Source organism: Rhizobium sp. 768_B6_N1_8, from assembly GCF_051811225.1.
In the GTDB taxonomy this organism is placed as follows: Bacteria; Pseudomonadota; Alphaproteobacteria; order Rhizobiales; family Rhizobiaceae; genus Rhizobium.
Genome location: NZ_JBPWPV010000001.1, coordinates 1,277,886 through 1,298,447, shown reverse-complemented (window position 1 = coordinate 1,298,447; position 20,562 = coordinate 1,277,886). Strand labels below are relative to the sequence as shown.

Here is a 20,562-nt window from a genome sequence, read left to right as displayed (position 1 = left end):
GCAGCAGGTTGAAGCTTTGCGCGTTGCCTCCGCAGGCAATCGGTCCCGAGGCTTGCGGCTCGCCGCACGGGGACTCAACTCGACGTCGATTGCCCTTCTCCGACGACGAGGGTCGGGTGGCTGCACCGTCGGCATCAAGGGGAGATGGCTACGGTCATACGAGAAGGACACAAGGATCAATTCGGGGCGTCATCACGGTTACGCGTCGTTTCCCGCGGGTGACGCTCACCCTCAGGTTCTGTCGAACCTGATCATCCACCTCGTCCTTCGAATTGAAACGGACGATCCGGTCGCCGTTGTAGATGATCTTTCCCTTTTGCTTAATCGGCCAACCCTCGAACACGATCACTTCATCGAATTGTTTTCCCTTGGCCTTGTGCATATTCATCACGACTACGCCTCGCTCCGGTTTCCCGCCGATGGAGAAGTGTTCCCGAACGAACGCCTGGCGAGTTATATTGAGGCTATTGCGGTAAGAACCGTTCTGCCTCCAGTCTTCCGACAGGGCGTGGCGAAGTTCCGTGCCGCGTTCAAGGATACGTATGTTGCGGACCTCCGTAGCGATTTCGTTCAGTCTGCTACAAGCACAACCGGCCAGCGCGCTTCTCACGAGCTGCCAATCTGTATCTGGGTTGCCCGTGAATACCAATCCGCGCGCACTCTCGTACGCGGCAAGGGTGGCGTTGATAATACTGCTCTTCCTAAGCGGCTTTTGCGCGCGCAGGCTATCCTTTAGCTCCTGGTGCGCCTTATGCAGTCTGGCTGCCATCTCAAGCGCGCTTTTTGTGGGTTCGTTGCCGCCTTTGCCCTGGTAGTAGTTGCACACGAGTTCGACGAAGTCTTCGAACTGGTGGAAACCCGGGCGCTGCATCAAAAAGGCAACTACTTCCGAGCCAAGGATAGCAGCTTCCATGTCGATGACGGGCGTGTGCCGGATGGCCGCCATGCCTCCCGGCGGTTCGCGCAGGATGTCAGAGACCAACCGGGTCATCTTTTTCGTCGGCACCAGGATCGCCAGTGACCAGTCCTTCACGCCAGCATGTATAAGTCTCTGGCGCGCGCCATATATGGTCGTTACCAGCTTCGACATCGCCAAATTCGAGAACGCTTCGAAGACTTCGAATTCAACTCCTGCATAGGTTTGTTGGAAGACGCCCTTCAGGACGTCGTTGCCGAACTTAGCGATTTCCGTGCCCGAACTTCGATGGTTGTCGGTGCTGAGATCGACTTCCGTAGGCGAAAATTCGCCACGGAAATCATCAAGCCGCTTAGGATCGGCTCCGATGAAATCAAAAATGCGCTGCTCTGGATCGGCCAGCGCGATCAGGCGGCATTCACGTCCAAGGGCTTGCACGACTCTCCATTGCCCGGCGTTTGTGTCCTGAAATTCGTCGAGGATGACGCAAGGGTACATCGTAGACACCAGTTGCCGCACGCGGCTGCTCTGATGAAGTAGGTCTCCAACGAGATCAGCATAGAAGTCAAAGCAAACGCGACCTTCCACTTTTGCCAACCGCCACCGTTCCTTCTCCTCGGCTACCTCACGCGCCGCCTTTCCGCCGTCGGAGGAACCCGGATGGCTATGCCTGACTTCCGAGAGGGCGATCGCCTCGGCAGGAGGGGTTAGGATGGTGAGCCGCCGAGGCAAACCGAGCAGATATCCGTGCGCTTTTAATATCCGCCAGAAAAACGAATGGTATGTCTCGACATCGATACGCCGCTTGATCTCCGGGGCGACATCCTTCTCTGCATCGATGGCTTCCATTACCCGTGATACTGTCGCCCGGGCGAAACTCAGAAAAAGCACCTTGTGGCCCGATGGCAGCGCGTCGATGATCTGACCGGCCTTCAATATCGATATCGTGGTTTTCCCGGAGCCAGGCCCCCCGGTTACGAGGAGGTGGCCTTTCGAGGCCATGATATCCAACTGCCCTTTACTCAACTGCATCTTCAGGCACCTCGGGGAGTGGCTGTCCCCAAATTAAGTCGAAGATATCGGGGACCGTGCAGAAGTCTTTGAGCTTAGAGCAGGCGGTCTTCAGCCATTCGGGCATTTCGGCTTCAGAGCACTGAGCCACGAAGTCCGCGATGCTCCCGTTGCCTTTTCCCCAGATGAAGTAATCTTCCAGGGCGGCCTTGGCATCGTCCTCGGGCTTGCTGTATTTCTGCTTTAGATGTTGCGGCCAGTCTAATGACACCGCGAAGCGCTTCATGGCCGCGTTGTTCGCTCCGTTCAGGACCATTGCCTCGAAACCCTTTTCATCATGCATCAGGAGGAGTTGCACGTCTTTGACGATGAGCGAAAGGTTCGTATCATTCTGCTTGTCACAGATCGCATATGTCGCCTTGCCCAGACCGCGGTAAAGCTGCGCCATTCCTGGAATCGCAGTTTCCCCTCCGGCATCGACGACACAGATGCCAAGCGCTTCCACGGACGAATATCGTTTCGGGTTTAACTCCGACAGCCGACGGCATGCCGCCGGAAACGCGGTCGTCTCCGTCGCGCCTTCGGCGATGAGTATCCGACGGGCGAGCAGGCCCTCGCAAAACCGCGTCCTGAACTCCTGCCTGTAGCGCTTCAGCTTGACGTTGTCGGGTAGGGCGACGGTGTTCCTGATCAGTTCCCCCGTCTTCGATCGACTGAGTACGATTGTGTCCTCGAGTGGAAACTCCTCGAGGACGTAGGGCGAATGCGAGGTGAAAAGCGCCTGCGACGCCAGCGTTCGGACCTCATGCACGATCCTCTTCTGCGCATAGGGTGGGATAGCCGTCTCCGGCTCCTCCATCGCAAAAATGACGTTCTGCTTCCCTTCGGCAATCTGCGACAGCATCGCGAGGACGAGCATATTTATCGTCCCGGTTCCCTGCCGATAGAACGGGGCGGCATGGCTTCCGTCGCCCGTGGCTATGAAGGCGGTTATGACCTTTCTGAGGTGCTCGCGTGTCAGTGTCGAAACCTTCAGGTGAGGCTCGACGCCCCACTCTTTGGGAACGTATTTCTTCAGGGCATTATTGATGCTCTCCAGGACCGGCGAGATGCCCAATGCCGGATCGCTCGCGACGGGCAGGTCGGCGAGGGTTGAAAGGGTGTCTTCCCACATCCGGGGACGCACCTCTTTCAGCCGTAGGATGATGTCGAGCAGGCTACCTCGCTCCAGGCTGAGTGCCCTTGCGCCCGTGCGGAGGGTCCTCAGATATAGAAAGCCACAGAGCTGCTTGTCTTTCTTTGAGAACGGGACGCCTCGATCGGACTCTGCAAGGCTCCGCGAAAAGAAGGTCTTGCCCTCGAAGTCGTCTTCTTCCGGATCATAGTATCCAAGGAACGTCACGCGGATCGCCTCAATGATCGACGAGGTGTCGACCCCTTGGGGATTGGGGACGTCGTAGAAGGTGTTGCTGGCGTTATCCCAGAATTCGACGTAGTCGCCGAAACGGGCCTTCTGCTCGGGGGAAAGGTCGGCGACCGAGACTTCGATCTCGATACGCGGAGGAGTTTCCTCGGGATCGCTAGGCGTATCGGACCCAGGTGTCGCCTGTGGAGCAAGATAGATTCCTCGATAGAAATCGTGTTCGTCGATCGGCGGCTGTCTGTTGAGCCGGTCCGGCCCCAGTACGAGGTCCAGCGCCTCCAATATGGTGGTCTTTCCGGTGTTGTTGTCGCCAATGAAAACACCGTGGCGGGGCAGGAGCAGCATTGCTTCTCGGACCCCGCGAAAGTTGCGAATAGATAGACGAGTGACCCGCATGCTGAACCTCTTCGATACATCCGCTTATCACGCACCGGTTGAGTCTCCGAGCCCCAATGCAGCTTTCGAAGAGAAGAGTTGAGGATTAGCAAGCGATATCGACATCGATGTTTGCTGGATGGTCGACCTTGCAATTGAACTCGTGGTTCATGTCGGCGACCTTTGCGGACCAACGATCGGCGGGGCTTTCGGAGGCTGGCTTAGCGACCGGTACGGTCGTCTGTTCGCGTACCAATTCAATCTACGCTCCTCGGCATGATGGCAATCCTATCCGCTTTCGCGCCGTCAATGGCCTGGCTCATTCCGATGCGTTCCGTCATGGTCCTCGGAATGATGCCGAGTATGTCATGGGCTACGGGCTTATCACCGAGTTCGTGCCCCAGCGGACCGCGGTCGGTAGGTCGGCCTGATCGCCCTGATCGGTGGAGCGCGTCTTCGCGACTTTCCTCGCCTCCATGGCCATCATTCCGTTTCGGCTGGCGGGCGATGTTCATCGTCGGGGGCTGGGAACGATCTGGGCCTGGTATCTTCGGCGTCATCTTCCCGGAACGCCGCGATGTCTTGAACGGGTAGGAAAGACCGAGGAGGCGGAAGAAGTGCTGTTCCGTATCGAGGCGGAGGCTGGCGTTTCTCCTGTCCCGACGGCTCGGGCCGAAAGCCGGACAGGCTCGCCTAACCGGCTTTGGGGCATATGAAACTATGCCGAGCCATTGCGCTTGGTTTATAGGAAATCTCGGGCTTTAGGGAACGGGCTCGGCATAGTATCCGGCTCGGGATAAGTTCCATTATGCCGAGTTCGGCATAAAGGAATGTAGATGTCCCTGGTCTGCACCGCAGGCTTAGGATTGTCCCGTGAGTCCGGCCCGCCACCATGCTTGACCTGGTCGCCCCGTCCGTGGGGCAACGGGAATTCTCCATCTCTCGCCCCGATATTCGCAAGGTCCGATGACAGATCGAACAGCCTCTGGGCGACAAGGTGAACGACCTCCCCTTCCCGTTGGATTTTGCCGTTAATGGCCATCATGCTTGCGCCCATCAGTATCCGCCGCTGACGCTCGAACAACGACGGCCACACGACGGCGTTGACGATCCCGGTCTCGTCTTCGAGTGTCAGGAACATGACGCCCTTTGCTGATCCCGGCCGCTGTCTGACGAGAACAAGCCCGGCCGTCATCAACCATCGGCCATCCCGTTGGCTCATGGCCTCGGAACAGGTGACGATGCTCTTCTTCGTAAGTTCACGGCGCAGGAAGCTGACGGGGTGCCGCCTCAGCGTCAGCCCCGTATGGGAATAGTCCTCTACGACCTCCCTGCCCTGCGTCATGGATTTCAATGCTACCTCGGGCTCTTGCATCTCCGGAAACGTCTTGGCTTCGCGTTCGGCCGCGGCGGCCCAGAGTTCGAGGGGTTCATCGCGCAAGGCCTTGATGTCCCATTGCGCCTGCCGGCGCTCAAGCTTCAGCGACGGCAGGAAAGCATCGGCTTCGGCCAACTTCTCTAGCGCTGCTACAGGAACGCGGGACCTTCGCCACATATCGTCGACGGACCCGAATGGTTGGTCGGCGCGGGCGATGACGATTTTGGCAGCATCGTTCAGCGCGAGGCCTTTCACCATGCGCATTCCCAACCGGACGGCAAAGCGGTCAGTCCCCTCGATCGGCTCCATTGTGCAGTCCCAACGGGATCGGTTGACGCAGACAGGTCGGATTTCGACGCCGTGTTTTTGGGCATCCTGAACGATCTGGGCGGGAGCGTAGAATCCCATCGGCTGGCTGTTGAGCAGCGCCGTGCAGAAGGCATCCGGATGATGGCATTTTACCCAGCATGAGGCATAGGCGATGAGCGCGAAGCTGGCTGCATGGCTTTCCGGGAAGCCGTAAGAACCGAAGCCCTCCAGCTGCCCGAACGTCTGCTCTGCGAATTCCGCGCTGTAGCCGTTGTTGATCATCCCGGTGATCAGCTTGTCTTTGAACTTCGAGACACCGCCGGTGAATTTGAATGTCGCCATGGATTTGCGCAGTTGGTCGGCCTCACCCGCGGTGAAGCCCGCGCAGACCATGGCGACCTTCATCGCGCTTTCCTGAAAAAGAGGAACGCCGAGGGTCTTCTTCAGCACCGCCTCGAGTTCGGGCGTGGGGTAGACCACCTCTTCCTTGCCCTCGCGTCGGCGAAGATACGGGTGAACCATATCGCCCTGGATCGGGCCGGGGCGCACGATCGCCACCTGGATCACCAGATCGTAGAAGGTCCTCGGTTTCAGGCGGGGAAGCATTGCCATCTGCGCACGGGATTCCACCTGGAATGTCCCGAGGGTGTCAGCCTTCCGTATCATCGCGTATGTCCGAGCCTCTTCCTGTGGGACGTCGGCAAGCCCCATCGGTAGGGCCTTGTGTTCGGCAAGCAGCTCGAACGCCTTGGACATGCAGCTCAGCATTCCCAGCCCGAGAACATCCATCTTCATAAATTTCAGGGCCTCGAGATCGTCCTTGTCCCATTCGACGACCTGGCGGTCTTCCATCGAAGCTGGCTCGATCGGCACCAGGTCGTCCAAACGATCCTGCGTCAGCACGAAGCCGCCAGGGTGCTGTCCAAGGTGGCGCGGAGCGCCCATCAACTGTGAAGACAGCTCGAGCGCGAGACGCAAGCGGTAGTCAGCCGTATTGAGATTGTTCTCCTTGAGCTGTTGCGCTCCGACACCCTCAGACCAGCCCCAGACCCCTGAGGACAGCTGTTCGATCAGGTCTGTGGGCAAGCCTAGCGCCTTGCCCACATCCTTCAGCGCCCCTTTGGTGCGATAGCGGGTGACCGTGCACACCAGCGCCGCGCGCGATCGCCCATAGGTCTCGTAAATCCACTGGATCACTTCCTCACGACGATTGTGCTCGAAGTCGACGTCAATGTCGGGCGGCTCGTCGCGTTCGCGCGATACGAAACGTTCGAACAACAGGTCGGAAGTCTCGGGATTGATCGATGTGATGCCAAGGCAATAGCAGACCGCCGAATTCGCGGCCGATCCTCGTCCCTGGCAGAGAATGCTCAGGGAACGGGCATATCTGACGATGTTGAATACCGTTAGAAAATACGGCGCGTACTTCATCTCGCGGATCAGTTCCAGTTCGTGAAGGATCGCCTTCCTGACCTTTTCCGGAATGCCTTCCGGATAGCGCTCGGCCGCCCCTTCCCACGCAAGTTTCACCAGCGACTGTTGCGCATCGAGGCCCGGGACAATGGCCTCCTCGGGATACTGGTACTGCAACTGGCCCAGGTCGAAACGACAGCGGTCGACGATCTCGCGCGTCCGAGCCAGCGCCTCGGGATAGTCGGTGAACAGCCGATACATTTCCTCTGGCGGCTTCAGGAACCTGTCGGCATGCCGCTCGCGGTCGAACCCGACGTCGTCGATGGTCGTGCCGTTTCGAATGCAGGTGACGATATCCTGTAGCTGCCGCCGCCCCGGCTCGTGGAAAAGAACGTCATTGGTCACGACGGTCTTCACCCTGTGTCGGGCCGCCATGTTCGACAGGTTGTGAAGCCTGAGGCGATCATTCGGCCGACGCCGGAGGCAAAGCGAGACGTAGGCACGATCGCCGAAGATCGCCGCAACCTTCCTGAGCTGGCCTGCGTAGATGTCGTCCGCCTCATCCGGCACGAGGATCGCCAGCAGTCCCTCGCTATAAGCTTCGACGTCGGTGATATCGAGGATGCACTTGCCCTTGCCGCCACGGCTTTTGCCGAGCGATAGCAATCGGGTCAGCCTGGAATAGGCGGGGCGGTCCGTGGGGTAGACCAGCAGAGACATGCCGTCCGTCAGGTCAAGACGGCACCCGACGACGAGGCGAACCCCCATCGTTTTTGACGCTTCCCACGCTCGGACAATGCCGGCAAGACTGTTGCGATCGACGATGCCCAACGCATCGATGCCATACATAGCGGCTGTCGCGAACAGCTCCTCGGCTGAACTCGCCCCCCTGAGGAAGCTGAAATGCGACGTCACCTGGAGTTCGGCGTATCTCATCATCCGAACACTCCGTGGAGAAACCACTTGTGAGAGCCCGTGGCCACATCGACCCCGTCACCGGCACGGAAGACCCAGTACCGCTCGCCGATCTCGTCTTCGACGACAAAATAATCGCGGACTGCCTGCCGTTCCCGGGGTGTCAGCCACCACTCGCCGAATATGCGCTCGGGTCCGTCGGCTCGCTTCACCCTTCGGCGTTTTCCGCGCCACGTGAAGACCGCAGGTGGCTGGTCAGGTAGGACGGCGATCACCTCGATCTCTTCCGGGCGTGCAAACAAGCGCAAGGGCCTCCCCCACTTCGCTGCCCAGTCGGCCCCGGTTTCCTCGGCTGTCGCGGCAATGCGGGCGACGGATCGTTCCGGGACATCCGAGGCGACGGGGGTCACGCGATAGAGACGCTGACCCCGGTTCTGAAGGATGTCCACGATAGGCGTGTAATCGACGGCCGCCTCTTCGATCAGCGACGAAGCGACCTGTTTCTCCTCCAGCGGCTCGGCCATGATTGCGACAAGAACCATCTTTTCGATACCGTAGCCGGGGTCGATTTTTTCGATGCGGTCGCAGAGCAGCTTTGACAGTCGTGTCGGGTCTCGCACTGGCTTCGCAAGCCCGGCCCGCAGCGACTGGGTCGTATTGTCCACGCGGTGGATGACGAGATCGGAGCGGCGCACACCGAGGCCCCGCTTTTCGAGCTTTGCTGCCAGTTGCCCCACGAGACGACGCACGTATTTCTCGATTGTCTCCGGCGCGCCGATCGGTTCATGGAAATTGCGCGAAACCTCGACCAGCTCTGGCGTGCGCAGCGGCTCGATCGGCTCGGCGACACGGCCAAACAGCTGATCCAGCCGCCTGCCGGGTTCGGGACCGAACCTCAGCGCCAGGGGCGCACGCGGCATGGCCGCAAGCTCGCCCACAGTGTCGACGCCCATAGCCCTCAAATCGTGGACTGTATCTGGCGCGAGACGCAGACAATGGATGGGCAGCCCCATAACGGCTTGCGTTATACCTCCAATCGGAACGACGGTTGTCGTCTCGGTCGTCAGACGGGCAATGGCATGCGCAGCGCCCCAAGTGTCGGCAACAGCCGCCTTCGCGGTAAGACCTTTTGCGTGAAGCATGTTGACGAGGCCTGAGATCAGAAGCTCCTCGCCACCCTGGAGATGATCGGCCCCTTCGGTGTCGATGACAATCCCGTCGGTTCCGTCTACGGCGACGACCGGGCTGTATTGACGTAGCGCCCACAATGCCAGCCGCTTGAGCGCAACGGCGTCTTCAGCTGGACTGGCATCGACCATTACGAGGTTGGCGACCATCGCCTGAGCCCTGCTCGCGGGCATGCCGATCCGCAGTCCGAGTTTGAGGGCATTGGCATCGCTTGCGGAAATCCAGCGTCTCGAGCCGCTTTTCGAGATCACCACGAGTGGCTGGTCAGCCGGCACCTCGTGTCCGCCATGCCGCCTGATCCGATCCGTCGGCAGATAGGGGAAGTAAACAGATACGACCCTTGGCATCACAGGCTCCTATTTCGAACTCAGCACACTCGCCTGCCTTCACCCGCATTAATTCGGCCAGCCATCGCGCCCTTCCCACACCTGCCACGGGCAGTGGCTCGGACGGCAACACGCTGATGCGCCACCGCGAAGTCGATGCCGTTGGCTGGCCATAGTCGGAAGCTTCCGCCTGCCGACGCCATCGTCTCACGGCCAGAGCCATCGTCCCGGTCTTCTCGGCCGCCAGATGGAGGCGGCGCGACGCTGTCATCGGCAGCCGGACCAGTTCTCCGACCACGGCTCCGAAGCCGCCGAACGACAGGCCCTCTTCCATCGATGCGAGGACATCCTCCTCCTTGTCGCCCTCACAAAAGATGACCCTGTCCGGATGCAGTCCGGCCTGGGAGATCGCCGGAAAAAACAGATCGGGTCTGGTCAGGCACCAGAGAATCTTGCCCGTCGTTCGCGCGGCGATCCCCGCGACCATCAGGGCGGCCGCCGCGCCGTTGACCGTATCCGTGCCGCCGCCCGCGAACTCGTGCAGTGCACCAAAAGTCAGGCCCCCACCGGGCAGCACGCAGTCGATTTCCGGGACACCGAATGGCAAGACGATCGCCTTACGCGCAATGCCGCCCTCAAGATTCGCGATGCGCTCCCTCAGCTCGGAAATGATGTTGGCGCTCATCTGAGCCATGTCCGGTCTTCATCGTTTTATCGCCAAAAACGGGCTTGTTCTTTATTTGTTCCCAATTAGCATGTGAGTCAACGCGAATGTTCAGGTGTATTTTCCTAATCCACACGCAGTCCACAGGAGGACTTGTGCTAATAAGCAAATATTTTCAATGGCCTGAAAACAAGATACGCACAGCCTCATAGAAAGTAATAGATGGGAACAAATACCTACTGCCCGCTGCTGACGCTGCGGGAGTTTCGCAAACCGACGATAAAGGTGGAATGTCGCGCCTGCGCCCGTAGCGGCGAACTCGACCGACAAGCACTCGTCAAACAATACGGAGCGAGCTTGAGCTTCCAGCAGCTCCGGAGGCGTGTGTCGATGGGATGTCCGAGGATGGTTTCCGCGGACGGCATTGACCGTTGCGAGACTCGGTTTCCGGATTTGATCGAGGCTGGACCATCTTTGGCAAGGGACGATACCGCCTGAATCGCCACGGTAGAATTGGCTCGTTTGCTCGGCCAAGGCGTCCGGATTCAAAATCTCAACATCAGGTCGTAAGCCATTGAAAAATGATTCGTTTCGAGTCGGAACGAATCACCTGCTCCGGACTTGAGTCGCGAATCATTGATTCGGAGTATCGCGTCATGGCGTCAGGGCACCGTGCCCAGTGGAAGGGCTTTCTGAAAGTTGGAGAAGTCAGCTGCGGCGTGGCTCTCTACACGGCTGCCTCTACCTCTGAACGCATCACCTTTAATACCGTCAACAAAGCGACGGGCAACCGGGTGAATCGTATTTTCGTCGACAGCGAGACCGATGACCCGGTTCCGAAAGAGGAACAGACCAAAGGTTTCGAGGTCGATGACGGTCGGTACATCATGATCGATCCGGAAGAGATCGCCGCTGCGATTCCCCAAAGCAACAAGACGCTCGAGATCGAGGCGTTCATCCCCTGCTCCGAGATAGATGACGTCTATTTCGACAAGCCTTACTACCTGACACCGAGCGACCGCGCGGGATCGGACGCGTTCACGCTTCTCCGGGACGGAATGAAGAAAGCGAAGGTCGCGGCCATTGCGAAGACAGTTCTGTTCCGGCGGATGCGTACGGTGCTCATTCGCCCGCACGGCAACGGGATGATCGCCACGACCCTGCAATACGATTACGAGGTGCGATCTTCGAAGGCCGCATTCGAGGAGATACCGAAGCTGAAGATCGAAGGCGAGATGCTCGATCTCGCCAAGCATATCATCTCGACGAAGATCGGGGAGTTCGATCCGGCCACCTTCGACGATCGTTACGAACAGGCGGTCGCAGAGCTTGTGAAGGCGAAGATCGAGGGCAAGTCTCTGCCGAAGCCGAAGAAGGTGCAGGTCTCGACGCCCAATGATCTGCTGGCAGCCCTTCGCGAAAGCGCCGGCGTCGCAGGCAAATCCACCGGACAACCGAAACGCACGGCCGCGAATGCCAACCAAGGCACCCAACGGCAGCGTGCGCCGCGCGGGGCGGCCAAGTCCGCCGCACCAGCCGCCCCGCAGCGTAAAGCCGGATAGGACAGCGAACGATGGCACCCCGTCCCTATTGGAAAGGTTACCTCAAACTATCCCTCGTCACCTGCCCGGTGGCGATGTCACCGGCGACGTCGGAATCCGAGAAAGTTCGCTTCCATACCCTAAATCGCGCGACTGGCAACCGCGTCGTCTCCCAATACGTGGACTCCGTCACGGGAAAACCAGTCAAGGACGAAAACGAGGCCAAGGGCTATGCGCGCGGTGAGAATGACTACGTCATCCTGACGGAAGACGACCTGGACTCTGTAGCGCTCGACACCGTTCGCACGATCGACATCGAAAAGTTCGTGCCGGCCGAATCCATCGGCTGGACCTATCTAGAGAAAGCCCACTACCTCACGCCTGACGACCCGGTCGGCCATGAGGCCTTTTCCGTCATTCGCGATGCGATGAAGGCGTCGAAGGTTGTTGGCGTGTCGAAGCTTGTCATCGGACGAAGGGAACGGGCGGTCATCCTCGAGCCCCGCGACGAAGGCATCGTGCTTTGGACCCTTCGCTTCGGCGACGAGGTGCGTCCGGAGGAATCCTACTTCGAAGGAATCGACAGCGACTCCGAGAAGGATGCACTGCCCTTAGTGGAGAAGCTGATCAAACAACGGACGAAACATTGGTCCCCGACCATGGTCTCGGACCCTATCCAGGAAGCGTTGCTGGCCCTCATCGAGGAGAAGAAGAAAGCACTGAAACCGAGGAAGACCACGAAAGGCAAGAAACCTGAAACCGCTCCGGCCTCCAATGTCGTCAACATTATGGATGCCCTTCGCAAGTCGGTCGAGCAGGACCTGAAATCGCGAAAAGCCGGATGAGGAGGACTCTCATGCAAGACACAACGTATGCATCGATCGGAGAAGTCGCAGTCGCGCTACCGGAAAGAGATCACTTTGCTGTCGCCACCACGGTCTCAGATATGATGGGCATCCTGATGTCCGCCGGGTGGCCGAAACACCCAAATGACACCGCTTGGCAGCACGCTTTCGCTACATGCACCAGATGCCTGCAGCTGGAGACGGATACGACGAAAGCCCGAAATGCTTTCGTTGCGGCCGCCAGGGATGCCGGATTAAAGGTTCTTCCGGACGACGCGCGGACGCCACGTCTGCGGGCGAAATTTTCCGCACGCCCGCCCGTGCAGTGGCGACAGCCACACGCGAACCCCGCGGGGCGCGGCACTTAAGGCGACAGCTCTACCGTCGGCGCGGCCAGAGCGCGTCCTCAAGACTACTTAAATGTAGTCTGCTTCTCTTTGACTAAACCTGAAATGCCTTTAGCATCGCGTCGTAGGTGACGTAACTGTAACCCGACAACGCGCCCTCGGTTATCTTGTAGCCGCCGCCGGACTTCAGAAATTTGGATACGCCAAAATGACTGGTGATTGTGCCTGACGTTTTGTTGTCGTCAGTCTCAACCTTGAATGACGCATTCCTGCCGCGAATTTGTTGAATTCAGAGGGGCTAACCGTATCAGCGGCAGCGACCGTGCCCGATGCCGATTTGGCGAAGTGGAAGGTGTTAGTTGAAGTTGATCCTGCGATCGCCACGCAACAGATCAAATTAACTACACCCGCCCGCGCACTTGCACTATGCGCCAAAATCGGCGAACTTCCTGTTGCAACTTCTGGTGTCCGATTATTTGAGCGGGATAGCACATGGAAGAGTTTATTCGCGCCATTCCGGCGGCAGCCGCCAGCCCCTACGCTTTGGCTGCTTACGCCATTGCCGCTATCATATTTCTGTTCGCCGGCGCTCGACTCAGACTTGCGAAGACCCTGCTCGCAAAGATCGACACCATCCCACCTGACGAGCGCCGAAGAACAGTTGAAATTGCCACAGGTACTGTATTACCAACGAACATTTCGCCCGAGCAATGGATTCGCAACAACCGCCTCCGGTGGACGTTCCTGCTGGCCGCCTCGATCCTAATTGTCATTCTTGTAATCGCTATCATAGCTTTAGTGAACCCCAGCGCTAGAGAGATCGAGAAGCTTGGGCAGAGCATCGAGGAGGGCAACCAGCAAGTTAAGATTGACTTGTGGCGGAATCGATATGGAATGGGAGAGATATCCGGGTCTGCTTGGATCGCTATCGACCTCACGGGCACGCAATCAACATCAGGAATAAACACTTGGTTAGACCGCGTTGAGAAGCAATATAAAATAATGAAGAATTCTAATATCGCATTTCCTACGGCCTTTCGTGGCAGCGACCAGAAAGGAGGTGAGTATTTAGAGATAAATACCCTTGCATCTCAAAATTTAAATCTGCTTCCCAACAACACTGAAGATGAAAAATTTGTCGATGAGTTACTCTTCAACTCTCATTATATCCTTCTTGCGACGGGTGGAATGAAGCGTGGCTTGCTTTTGTCTCCATTAAGTTTCTACGCAAAAGCCACTTCAGTTAAGACCTATTTCGACCCTGCGAGTAACAAGCCAAGCAAAATCGAAGGCTTTGCCTCGGGCGCTGGTACGTTCCTTCCTGTTCCGGGCCAATTTACAAACTGGCTTGATTTCTATGGCTCTACGTTGATTGCGAGACAGGTATTCTCCATCAATCCAATACCAGCCTCGTTCGATTCGGTCGAATACGAAAGCATCGCATTTGAAGCAAAAGATGATCATTGGGTAAAATCCGCCACGTTCGCCATGTATACTGGCCAGGAGCTGTTTACTGATAGCAAGCGATCTTTGATCGTCAAAAATGCCGATTGGAAAACGCTCGGCCAGGTCCCAAAAGACTATCCGGGAAAACGTCTTATACTCTATGGTCCCGAGCCTGAAGCTTGGTAAGAATGTCGCCAACAAAGGTTGTGTCGGATGCTCTCACTATCTCATAATAGTCAATTTCCGGGGGCAAATACTTCTTCGTTGGAGCGGACCTTCATGGGCAAGGCTCTTGCGGCCGTACAGTTTTAATAGCCTACACTTCGAGATATTGGGTCCGCTCGACACCCAGCTTGAGCCAGCCGCACTGATGGTTGAAAAATGTGCAACCGCAAAAGCTTGGCGGCTCCACATTGTGCCTTCGCGGCTGATGCTTCAGCGCGCTTTACCGTTTTTTCGAACCATTGCGATCAGCCTGCTGTGATCTCCGCCTGAAGCTCGATGGAACATAGTCGTGCATCAAGATCGTAGACGTCGGTCGCGACCATCAATTCATCAGCTCCCGTCCCATCGACAAACCCCTTGATGTAATCCCGGACCGTGTCCCGGGACGCCACAGCTGACCGAGCCAGCATACGTGTTACCGGGGCCCGTTCATGCGGCTTCCAGTACTTTTCAATATCGTCGATTGGCGGCTTGAAGTGGACACGGCGGGTTCGGAGCATGTCAGTGAAAGCCATCTGCTGCGACGTGGCGATGGCGAACACGAGACGCTGAGTGCGATGGCGGTCTATCGATTCACATTTCGCCCGCCTACTGCAAGCGAGTGGTCGAAGGTTCTCCACGGGGACGTCTCAGCGCTCGATGTTGCGGTTACCGAGCGACGCCTTGTAGGATTGGGGCGGAATAGATTGCTTGGCATCTTCATGCCTAACCTTCAGGTAATTCGGGACAGATGCATCCGTTCTCGATCACCAGAGTCAACGAGATATCTTCTCGACTACTGCCTTCCGGATTAGGCTACCGAGCAAGATTTCGATCTCCTCGCCTTCTTCCGTGTCTATCACGCCCTTCGCCAACGGCGCTGACTGGTTCACGATCCCACGCTCCGGTTGGCTCGGCTCCTTTACGATCTTGAATTGGTAGGTTTCCTGGTTTCTGTCGAGGTAGCGCAGACGAACGGTGTCCCCTAGCCTTGCGGTAATTGTCTTTGGAGCCGCCGGTCGTGCGATGGGCGCGGGTTTGGGATCGGGTAGGGTCAGCTTTGCCTGCCTGTCATCCTCATGTGGATGTGGTTGGGCTGGCGAAGCCGTCGATTGGGTGTTCGCAATCACGATAGGATGCTGGGACAGCGGGCGGGTCGCGCGCGCCTTGAGCTCCGTCAAGCGGGCGGCGATCGCCGTGCGAAGGCGTTCGGTTTCCCTACGGGGATTGTCGAACCAGTCCGTGCTCCAAACCCGGTGAATTTTCCAGCCGAGGTTTTCGAGGACTTCCTGGCGATGACGGTCGCGATCGCGAGCCGATTTGGACGAATGATATGTTGCCCCGTCGCATTCGACTCCCATGATGAAGCCATTGGGCCATTCCGGGTGTCTGAGACCGAGATCGATCGAGTAGCCAACGACGCCGACCTGCGGGACGGCGGTGCATCCCATGGCTTCTATCTGCTGGGCTATGTACTGCTCAAGCGGTGAATCAAATGCACCGTGTGTTCCTGTGGAAGATTCAAGGAGCCCGCCGGCGCTGTATTCGAGCCAACGCTTGAGCATCAGCGCGCCTTCGTTGCCGCCTTCTTCCGCGAGAATATCGCCGCTTGTCATGGACGTGAACGTTCGGACCTGTTCCTTGGCGCGGCTGAAGAGAACGTTGAGACGACGCTTACCGGTCGCCCCGTTCAGCGGACCGAAAGCCTGGCGGATTCGTTCACCGGGTGCCGGTGGACCATAAACCGTCGATATGAAAATCACGTCGCGTTCGTCGCCCTGCACGTTTTCGAGGTTCTTGACGAAGAACTCCTCGAGACCACCCCTCTCTGCGTTCCAGCGCTCGACGTACTCGGTCGCCTTCTTATCTCTTGCGATAGCGTATTGAAGGCGCTCGTTTATAAAATCCGATTGCGACTTGTTCATCGCAACTATCCCGAGCGACCGATTGGGATCGGTTCTCATGAAATTCAGAGCGGCCTCGACAACTGCCTCGCCTTCGATAGGATTCAGGCCAGCTTTGTAGATGCCCGACGTGAACGTAGAGAAGACGCCCATGGACGGATCGTCTTCGTTCGATGATGGGAAAACGACCAGATCGTCGTCGTACATCATCCTATTGGAGAATCTGATCAACGCAGAATGACGCGAGCGGTAATGCCAACGGAGCATCCTACGCGGCCGGAAAGCACTATTTGCCATTTCCAGAACCGATTCCTGCGTGACCGCGTCGGGGTTCTCGTCATCTTCGTCGTCGCCCGCGTAAATCTTATGAAAGAAGTTCGTTGGCGGTAACTGTTTCGTGTCACCGACGATCATTGCCTGATGCGCCCTATACAACGCGCCGACGGCATCCTCGGGAGGCATCTGGGATGCTTCGTCGATCACACAGATGTCAAAGTGGATCGACCCCTTCGGAATGAACTGGGCGACGGCAAGTGGTGACATGATCCAGCAGGGCTTGAGTTCAAGCAGCGCGCGGCCCGCGCGACGGGTGATATCTCGCAGTGGAACGCGAATACGCCGCTGGCCTGCCAGGTGCTCAAGCAGCCCCATTTCAGCATAATCGGCAACACGGCCGCGCGAGTTTCCCGTCGCGGGTCTGGCTTTGGCGATGAGCTCCGACCTGAGCGCCTTGCGGGAGAGCTTCCTGACGTTGTCGTCGGCATGCTTGAATTCGGCCCGCATGTCTTCGATCTGCTTGCCGGAGTAACCAGACAATTCTGAGCCGTATTTCTCGTAGACGCGCTCCGCCGCGGCCCGACGCACGAGACCCTCGACTATTTCAGGGAGGTTATCAAATGTCGCGACCTGCGTTTGCAGCAGATTGACGGTTTCCTGCATTCCAAAGCGGGCGATATCTGTTCTGGTCTTTGCGATCAGGATGGCGGCTTCCAGACCCTCTTGGTCCTCGGCTGCTTCCGAAAGGAAATCAGCAACCGCGAATTCGTCGCGGTCGGCGGCGTTGGCGCGCAAATCGCACGCTGCCTCTCTCGACGCCTCGGCCAATGCCGTGCCAGCGATCTCCGCAGCCATCACGACAGCATTCGCTTCTTCGAGCAGGCGTGGGAACACTTTATCCTGCAGGGCTTTCCGAATGATAGCGCCGGATTCACCAGCCTCTGCAAGGAGAGTTGCGACAGCAACAAGCGGCTTCGTTGCGGGAACATCCGTCTTCCAGCCGGCAAAGCGTTGCCCAAGTCTGGCAGCCTGGGCGAAGCTATCCAGTTGGACTAGCGATGCCTGCCAACGCTCCACGTCGGTAGCAAGCGTTCGCATGGCGGATGGAGCGAGCGCCCGCCCGCCCAGCCGCAGATTTCCTTCTAAACGTGAAAGCTCCTCGTGCACACTTCGCAGTGTCGCCAAGGTCGCAGAGGAGCTCCTGCTCAAGTCTTCGACCGCTCCCAGTTTCGTCTCTGAAAGCAAGTCGCCGACGGCGGGCATGCTGTCGACGAGATCGGCATCAGCCGTCTTCAGGAAGGACCTGATCTCGCGATGCTCGAATCCGGGCAGCGCGCTATCTATTACCTCATAGAAATGGATCAGTTCGTTAAAGGTCTGAAAATCAGTGTCACGCCCCTCGAAGCTGGGGCCAAACACGCCGGTTCGGATGGCCCGTTCATTGAACGCTTCTTCTTCCTCAAGGAATGTTTGTAGTCGCTGGAGATCATCGATGGCCTTGCTCTTTTCAAAGGTGCCACGCTTTGAAATCGACAGGTAAAACGCCTTCGCCTGCTTGAAAGCCCCGGAGAGGAAGCTTAGCGCTCCGGCCTGTCGAATCGTGGCGAGGGGGCCTTCGATCTCGGATGCCTTCAGGCGGGGCTTGATGGTGATCGCAGCACTCAAATCCGTATGCTGTTGACGGAGGACGCGAGCCCGCTCCAACAGGCCTTTGAGCGCTTCCACCGAAGCGGCATCGATGAGGTTTGCACGACGCTGCGCGATTACACGTTTACTTGTCGCGGACCAAATCTCGACAGCCTTCCGCACATTCCCGACGGTCCATCCAGCCGCTCCCGAAATCCGGCTTACGAAAACCGAAACGTCGGCAACAAGCCGCTCTGCCGCTGACGCCGCGCTTAGATGGAACTCGATTTGCAGCAGCCGATCGGAAGCCTCCAGTTTATCCATCCCGTTTTCGCTGCAGATATTTGCAATGCGGGCTAGAGCCGCCGGAAGAGCCGGCTCGTGAGGGACGTTGACCAAATCAGCTAGCTTTGCTGCCTTATCCTGGGCGATCGAACACTGATCGAGGAACTCCGAGATCGATGACGGGAAGTCCGTAGTTGCAATCGACATGTCGTCGTCCGAAAGACCTCGCGGGTCACGTTCAGCTAAACGATTTGCCCATTGCGCGAGTTCGGCGATATCCCTGAGCGCGAGTGCCCGAACACCAACTCGTTCCCGCAGCACGGTGCATGTTTCACCGAGCTTCCTATAGGACGCCGCCGCCTTGTCAGTTCGAGCGATGACGGCGTTCATTTTGAACGGACTCGTGTCGAGACACGTGGTGCCGCGCCAGTATGAGCGCTTGGCGGCATCCGTGGACGATATCTCTGCAAGCCTCCGGATCGCCTCAATCAGGCTATTGATTTCATGCTCCTTGAGGTCCGCCTTTGGTAGCCGATGCTCTGAGACTGCTGTCGGTGGGAGGCTCGTCAGAGCGTCCTGTGTCGCGATCGCCGCGCCTAAAACGGCGTGAACCGTTTTTCCGCTGTCGTTCCACTCTTCTGAAAGGATGGCGACGTAACGTCCCAGTCGATCACGAGCCGCGATGAACCTTTCCCGCTCTTGCTGTAGGTGCCGGGGCGACGGCTCTATGGCGTCAAGGCGTGACCGGAGAGAGTCCATAAATTCTTCGCGGCTTCCCTTCCCCGCGAGAAGTGGCAGCACGAACTCGCCCAGGCCCACTTCTTCAAGGCGTGAATGCACGACCTTGAGCGCGGCGGACTTTTCGGCAACGAAGAGCACCTTCTTGCCTTTTGCCAACGCCGCGGCGATCGAGTTTACGATAGTGTCAGATTTTCCAGTTCCGGGCGGACCCTCGACAGCGATGTTGCTTCCCTTCACGAGATCGACCAACACGCTATACTGAGAAACGTCAGCCTTCTTGACCAAATAGGGAACGTGGACTTCGACGTCTGGATCGTCGACCTCGTACTCGTTCGCGATCGCACCGGTCTTACCGACCTCGGAGCCAACGAGCAGATTTTCGATCACGCCGTTTGCAGAGAAATCGGATATCGCTGTATTAAGGTCTTCGTACATCGCCATGCGCGCCGCCGGAAACACGCCGAACACGATCCAGCGGCGAACCCGCCAAGAGACTTTTGTCTGCTCGACAGCCGATACCTCTTCAAAATAGGCTTCGAGAGAGCCTCCCGCAAAAACCGGCAGTTCAATATCGAACTCGCGACGGAGCTTTTCACGCAAAACGAGATTTGTCTCCGCCTCTTCCCCTGCCCCCTCAACAGTGAATACGGGGCCTGCGGAGGTCTTCTGGCGAGACATCGAGGTCGGCAACAAAACCAGCGGCGAATAGTAGACTCTGTTATCCCCGCGCTTTGGGTCTTTCCATTCCAGAAAGCCAAACGCGCCTCGAAGTAGGTTCAGCCCGGTCTCTTGTTGCCACGTTTTGCCCTTGGCCATCAGTCCATTGAGTTTGCGCTCTAGGTCTGGTCCGAGATGAAGGGTTTGGATGTAACCGTCGTCATGTTTGGAATCGATGTCGTCACTGGGTTCGGGCAGATCGAAACCGGGATTGATTCCGTGATTTCGGGCATGTTGTGTGAGGGACTCGTCCTTCCGGGTAATGCGCTTAGGCATACCCAGATTTTCTCGGATGCGGTCTTTGAGGTCGCGTTCTAATTGACGGGCGAGGTCCGGATAGTCGATTGCGTCAGCATCTAGTTTCGAGTGCTGTTCGAGGTAGAAGGAGTCAGTGACCAGCCCTATCGCAAATGCTTCGAGGAACGATGCGCTTTGTTCGTCCGGCGGGCCGTCCTCCAGCGGTGGCAGAGCACGGAAATCAAGTGAGTCATCGGTAGATAGCGAAAAGAATAACTTGTCTGGAAGTTCGTCGATAACGCGGACGTACCCAGCAGAGCGCGAGCCGAAACTTAGGGATACCAACGGGTTCTTCGCGGAAAGATCGAGCAGCCTCGGTCTGATCTCGTCGATCTTCGACCTCACCAACTGACTGAAATCCTGCGTTCTTGATGAGATCGCACCGGACATGGGGGACTCGCATTACATTACCGTT

12 protein-coding genes are annotated in these 20,562 nt (G+C 57.8%); 4 read left to right on the top strand and 8 right to left on the bottom strand.

Annotation, left to right across the window (positions count from 1 at the left end; translation table 11 throughout):
* Positions 1-154: 154 nt before the first annotated feature.
* From AB8B33_RS06620 to AB8B33_RS06595, 6 genes are all read right to left on the bottom strand, one after another.
* Complete coding sequence (locus AB8B33_RS06620; protein WP_439014745.1) at positions 155-1,948, bottom strand: UvrD-helicase domain-containing protein; 1,794 nt, start codon at positions 1,946-1,948, stop codon at positions 155-157.
* Positions 1,935-3,746: an ATP-dependent nuclease gene (locus AB8B33_RS06615; protein ID WP_439014743.1), complete on the bottom strand. Its 1,812-nt coding sequence runs from the start codon at positions 3,744-3,746 to the stop codon at positions 1,935-1,937. Before AB8B33_RS06615 ends, AB8B33_RS06620 begins: the two co-directional genes overlap by 14 nt.
* An 85-nt stretch (positions 3,747-3,831) precedes the next feature.
* Positions 3,832-3,981, bottom strand: coding sequence for a hypothetical protein (locus tag AB8B33_RS06610; RefSeq protein ID WP_439014742.1), 150 nt, complete (start codon positions 3,979-3,981; stop codon positions 3,832-3,834).
* A gap of 486 nt (positions 3,982-4,467) precedes the next feature.
* Positions 4,468-7,761: an error-prone DNA polymerase gene (locus AB8B33_RS06605; RefSeq protein ID WP_439017195.1), complete on the bottom strand. Its 3,294-nt coding sequence runs from the start codon at positions 7,759-7,761 to the stop codon at positions 4,468-4,470.
* Positions 7,761-9,275 (bottom strand): Y-family DNA polymerase, encoded by a 1,515-nt coding sequence (locus AB8B33_RS06600; protein WP_439014741.1) that lies wholly within the window; start codon positions 9,273-9,275, stop codon positions 7,761-7,763. The genes AB8B33_RS06605 and AB8B33_RS06600 overlap by 1 nt, the downstream gene beginning before the upstream one ends.
* The gene (locus tag AB8B33_RS06595) at positions 9,193-9,948 is read right to left on the bottom strand and encodes an ImuA family protein (protein WP_439014740.1); all 756 of its coding nucleotides are present in this window, start codon (positions 9,946-9,948) and stop codon (positions 9,193-9,195) included. Before AB8B33_RS06595 ends, AB8B33_RS06600 begins: the two co-directional genes overlap by 83 nt.
* Positions 9,949-10,574: 626 nt before the next feature.
* On the opposite strand from AB8B33_RS06595, the gene AB8B33_RS06590 reads away from it, so the two are divergent.
* The 4 genes from AB8B33_RS06590 (at position 10,575) to AB8B33_RS06575 (ending at position 14,283) form a co-directional block, all read left to right on the top strand.
* Positions 10,575-11,480, top strand: coding sequence for a Ku protein (locus AB8B33_RS06590; RefSeq protein WP_439017194.1), 906 nt, complete (start codon positions 10,575-10,577; stop codon positions 11,478-11,480).
* Between the two features lie 11 nt (positions 11,481-11,491).
* On the top strand, positions 11,492-12,304 hold the full coding sequence (locus tag AB8B33_RS06585; protein ID WP_439014739.1) for a Ku protein: 813 nt from the start codon (positions 11,492-11,494) through the stop codon (positions 12,302-12,304).
* On the top strand, positions 12,301-12,672 hold the full coding sequence (locus AB8B33_RS06580; protein WP_439014738.1) for a DUF982 domain-containing protein: 372 nt from the start codon (positions 12,301-12,303) through the stop codon (positions 12,670-12,672). The genes AB8B33_RS06585 and AB8B33_RS06580 overlap by 4 nt, the downstream gene beginning before the upstream one ends.
* Positions 12,673-13,143: 471 nt before the next feature.
* Entirely contained in the window at positions 13,144-14,283 is a 1,140-nt protein-coding gene (locus tag AB8B33_RS06575; RefSeq protein ID WP_439014737.1) for a hypothetical protein, read from the top strand.
* 284 nt (positions 14,284-14,567) lie between these two features.
* On the opposite strand, the gene AB8B33_RS06570 is transcribed toward AB8B33_RS06575, so the two are convergent.
* Together AB8B33_RS06570 and AB8B33_RS06565 are read right to left on the bottom strand one after the other, a co-directional pair.
* Positions 14,568-14,864: a hypothetical protein gene (locus AB8B33_RS06570; RefSeq protein ID WP_439014736.1), complete on the bottom strand. Its 297-nt coding sequence runs from the start codon at positions 14,862-14,864 to the stop codon at positions 14,568-14,570.
* Positions 14,865-15,077: 213 nt separating this feature from the next.
* Positions 15,078-20,537 (bottom strand): DUF4011 domain-containing protein, encoded by a 5,460-nt coding sequence (locus AB8B33_RS06565; protein WP_439014735.1) that lies wholly within the window; start codon positions 20,535-20,537, stop codon positions 15,078-15,080.
* Positions 20,538-20,562: the final 25 nt, after the last annotated feature.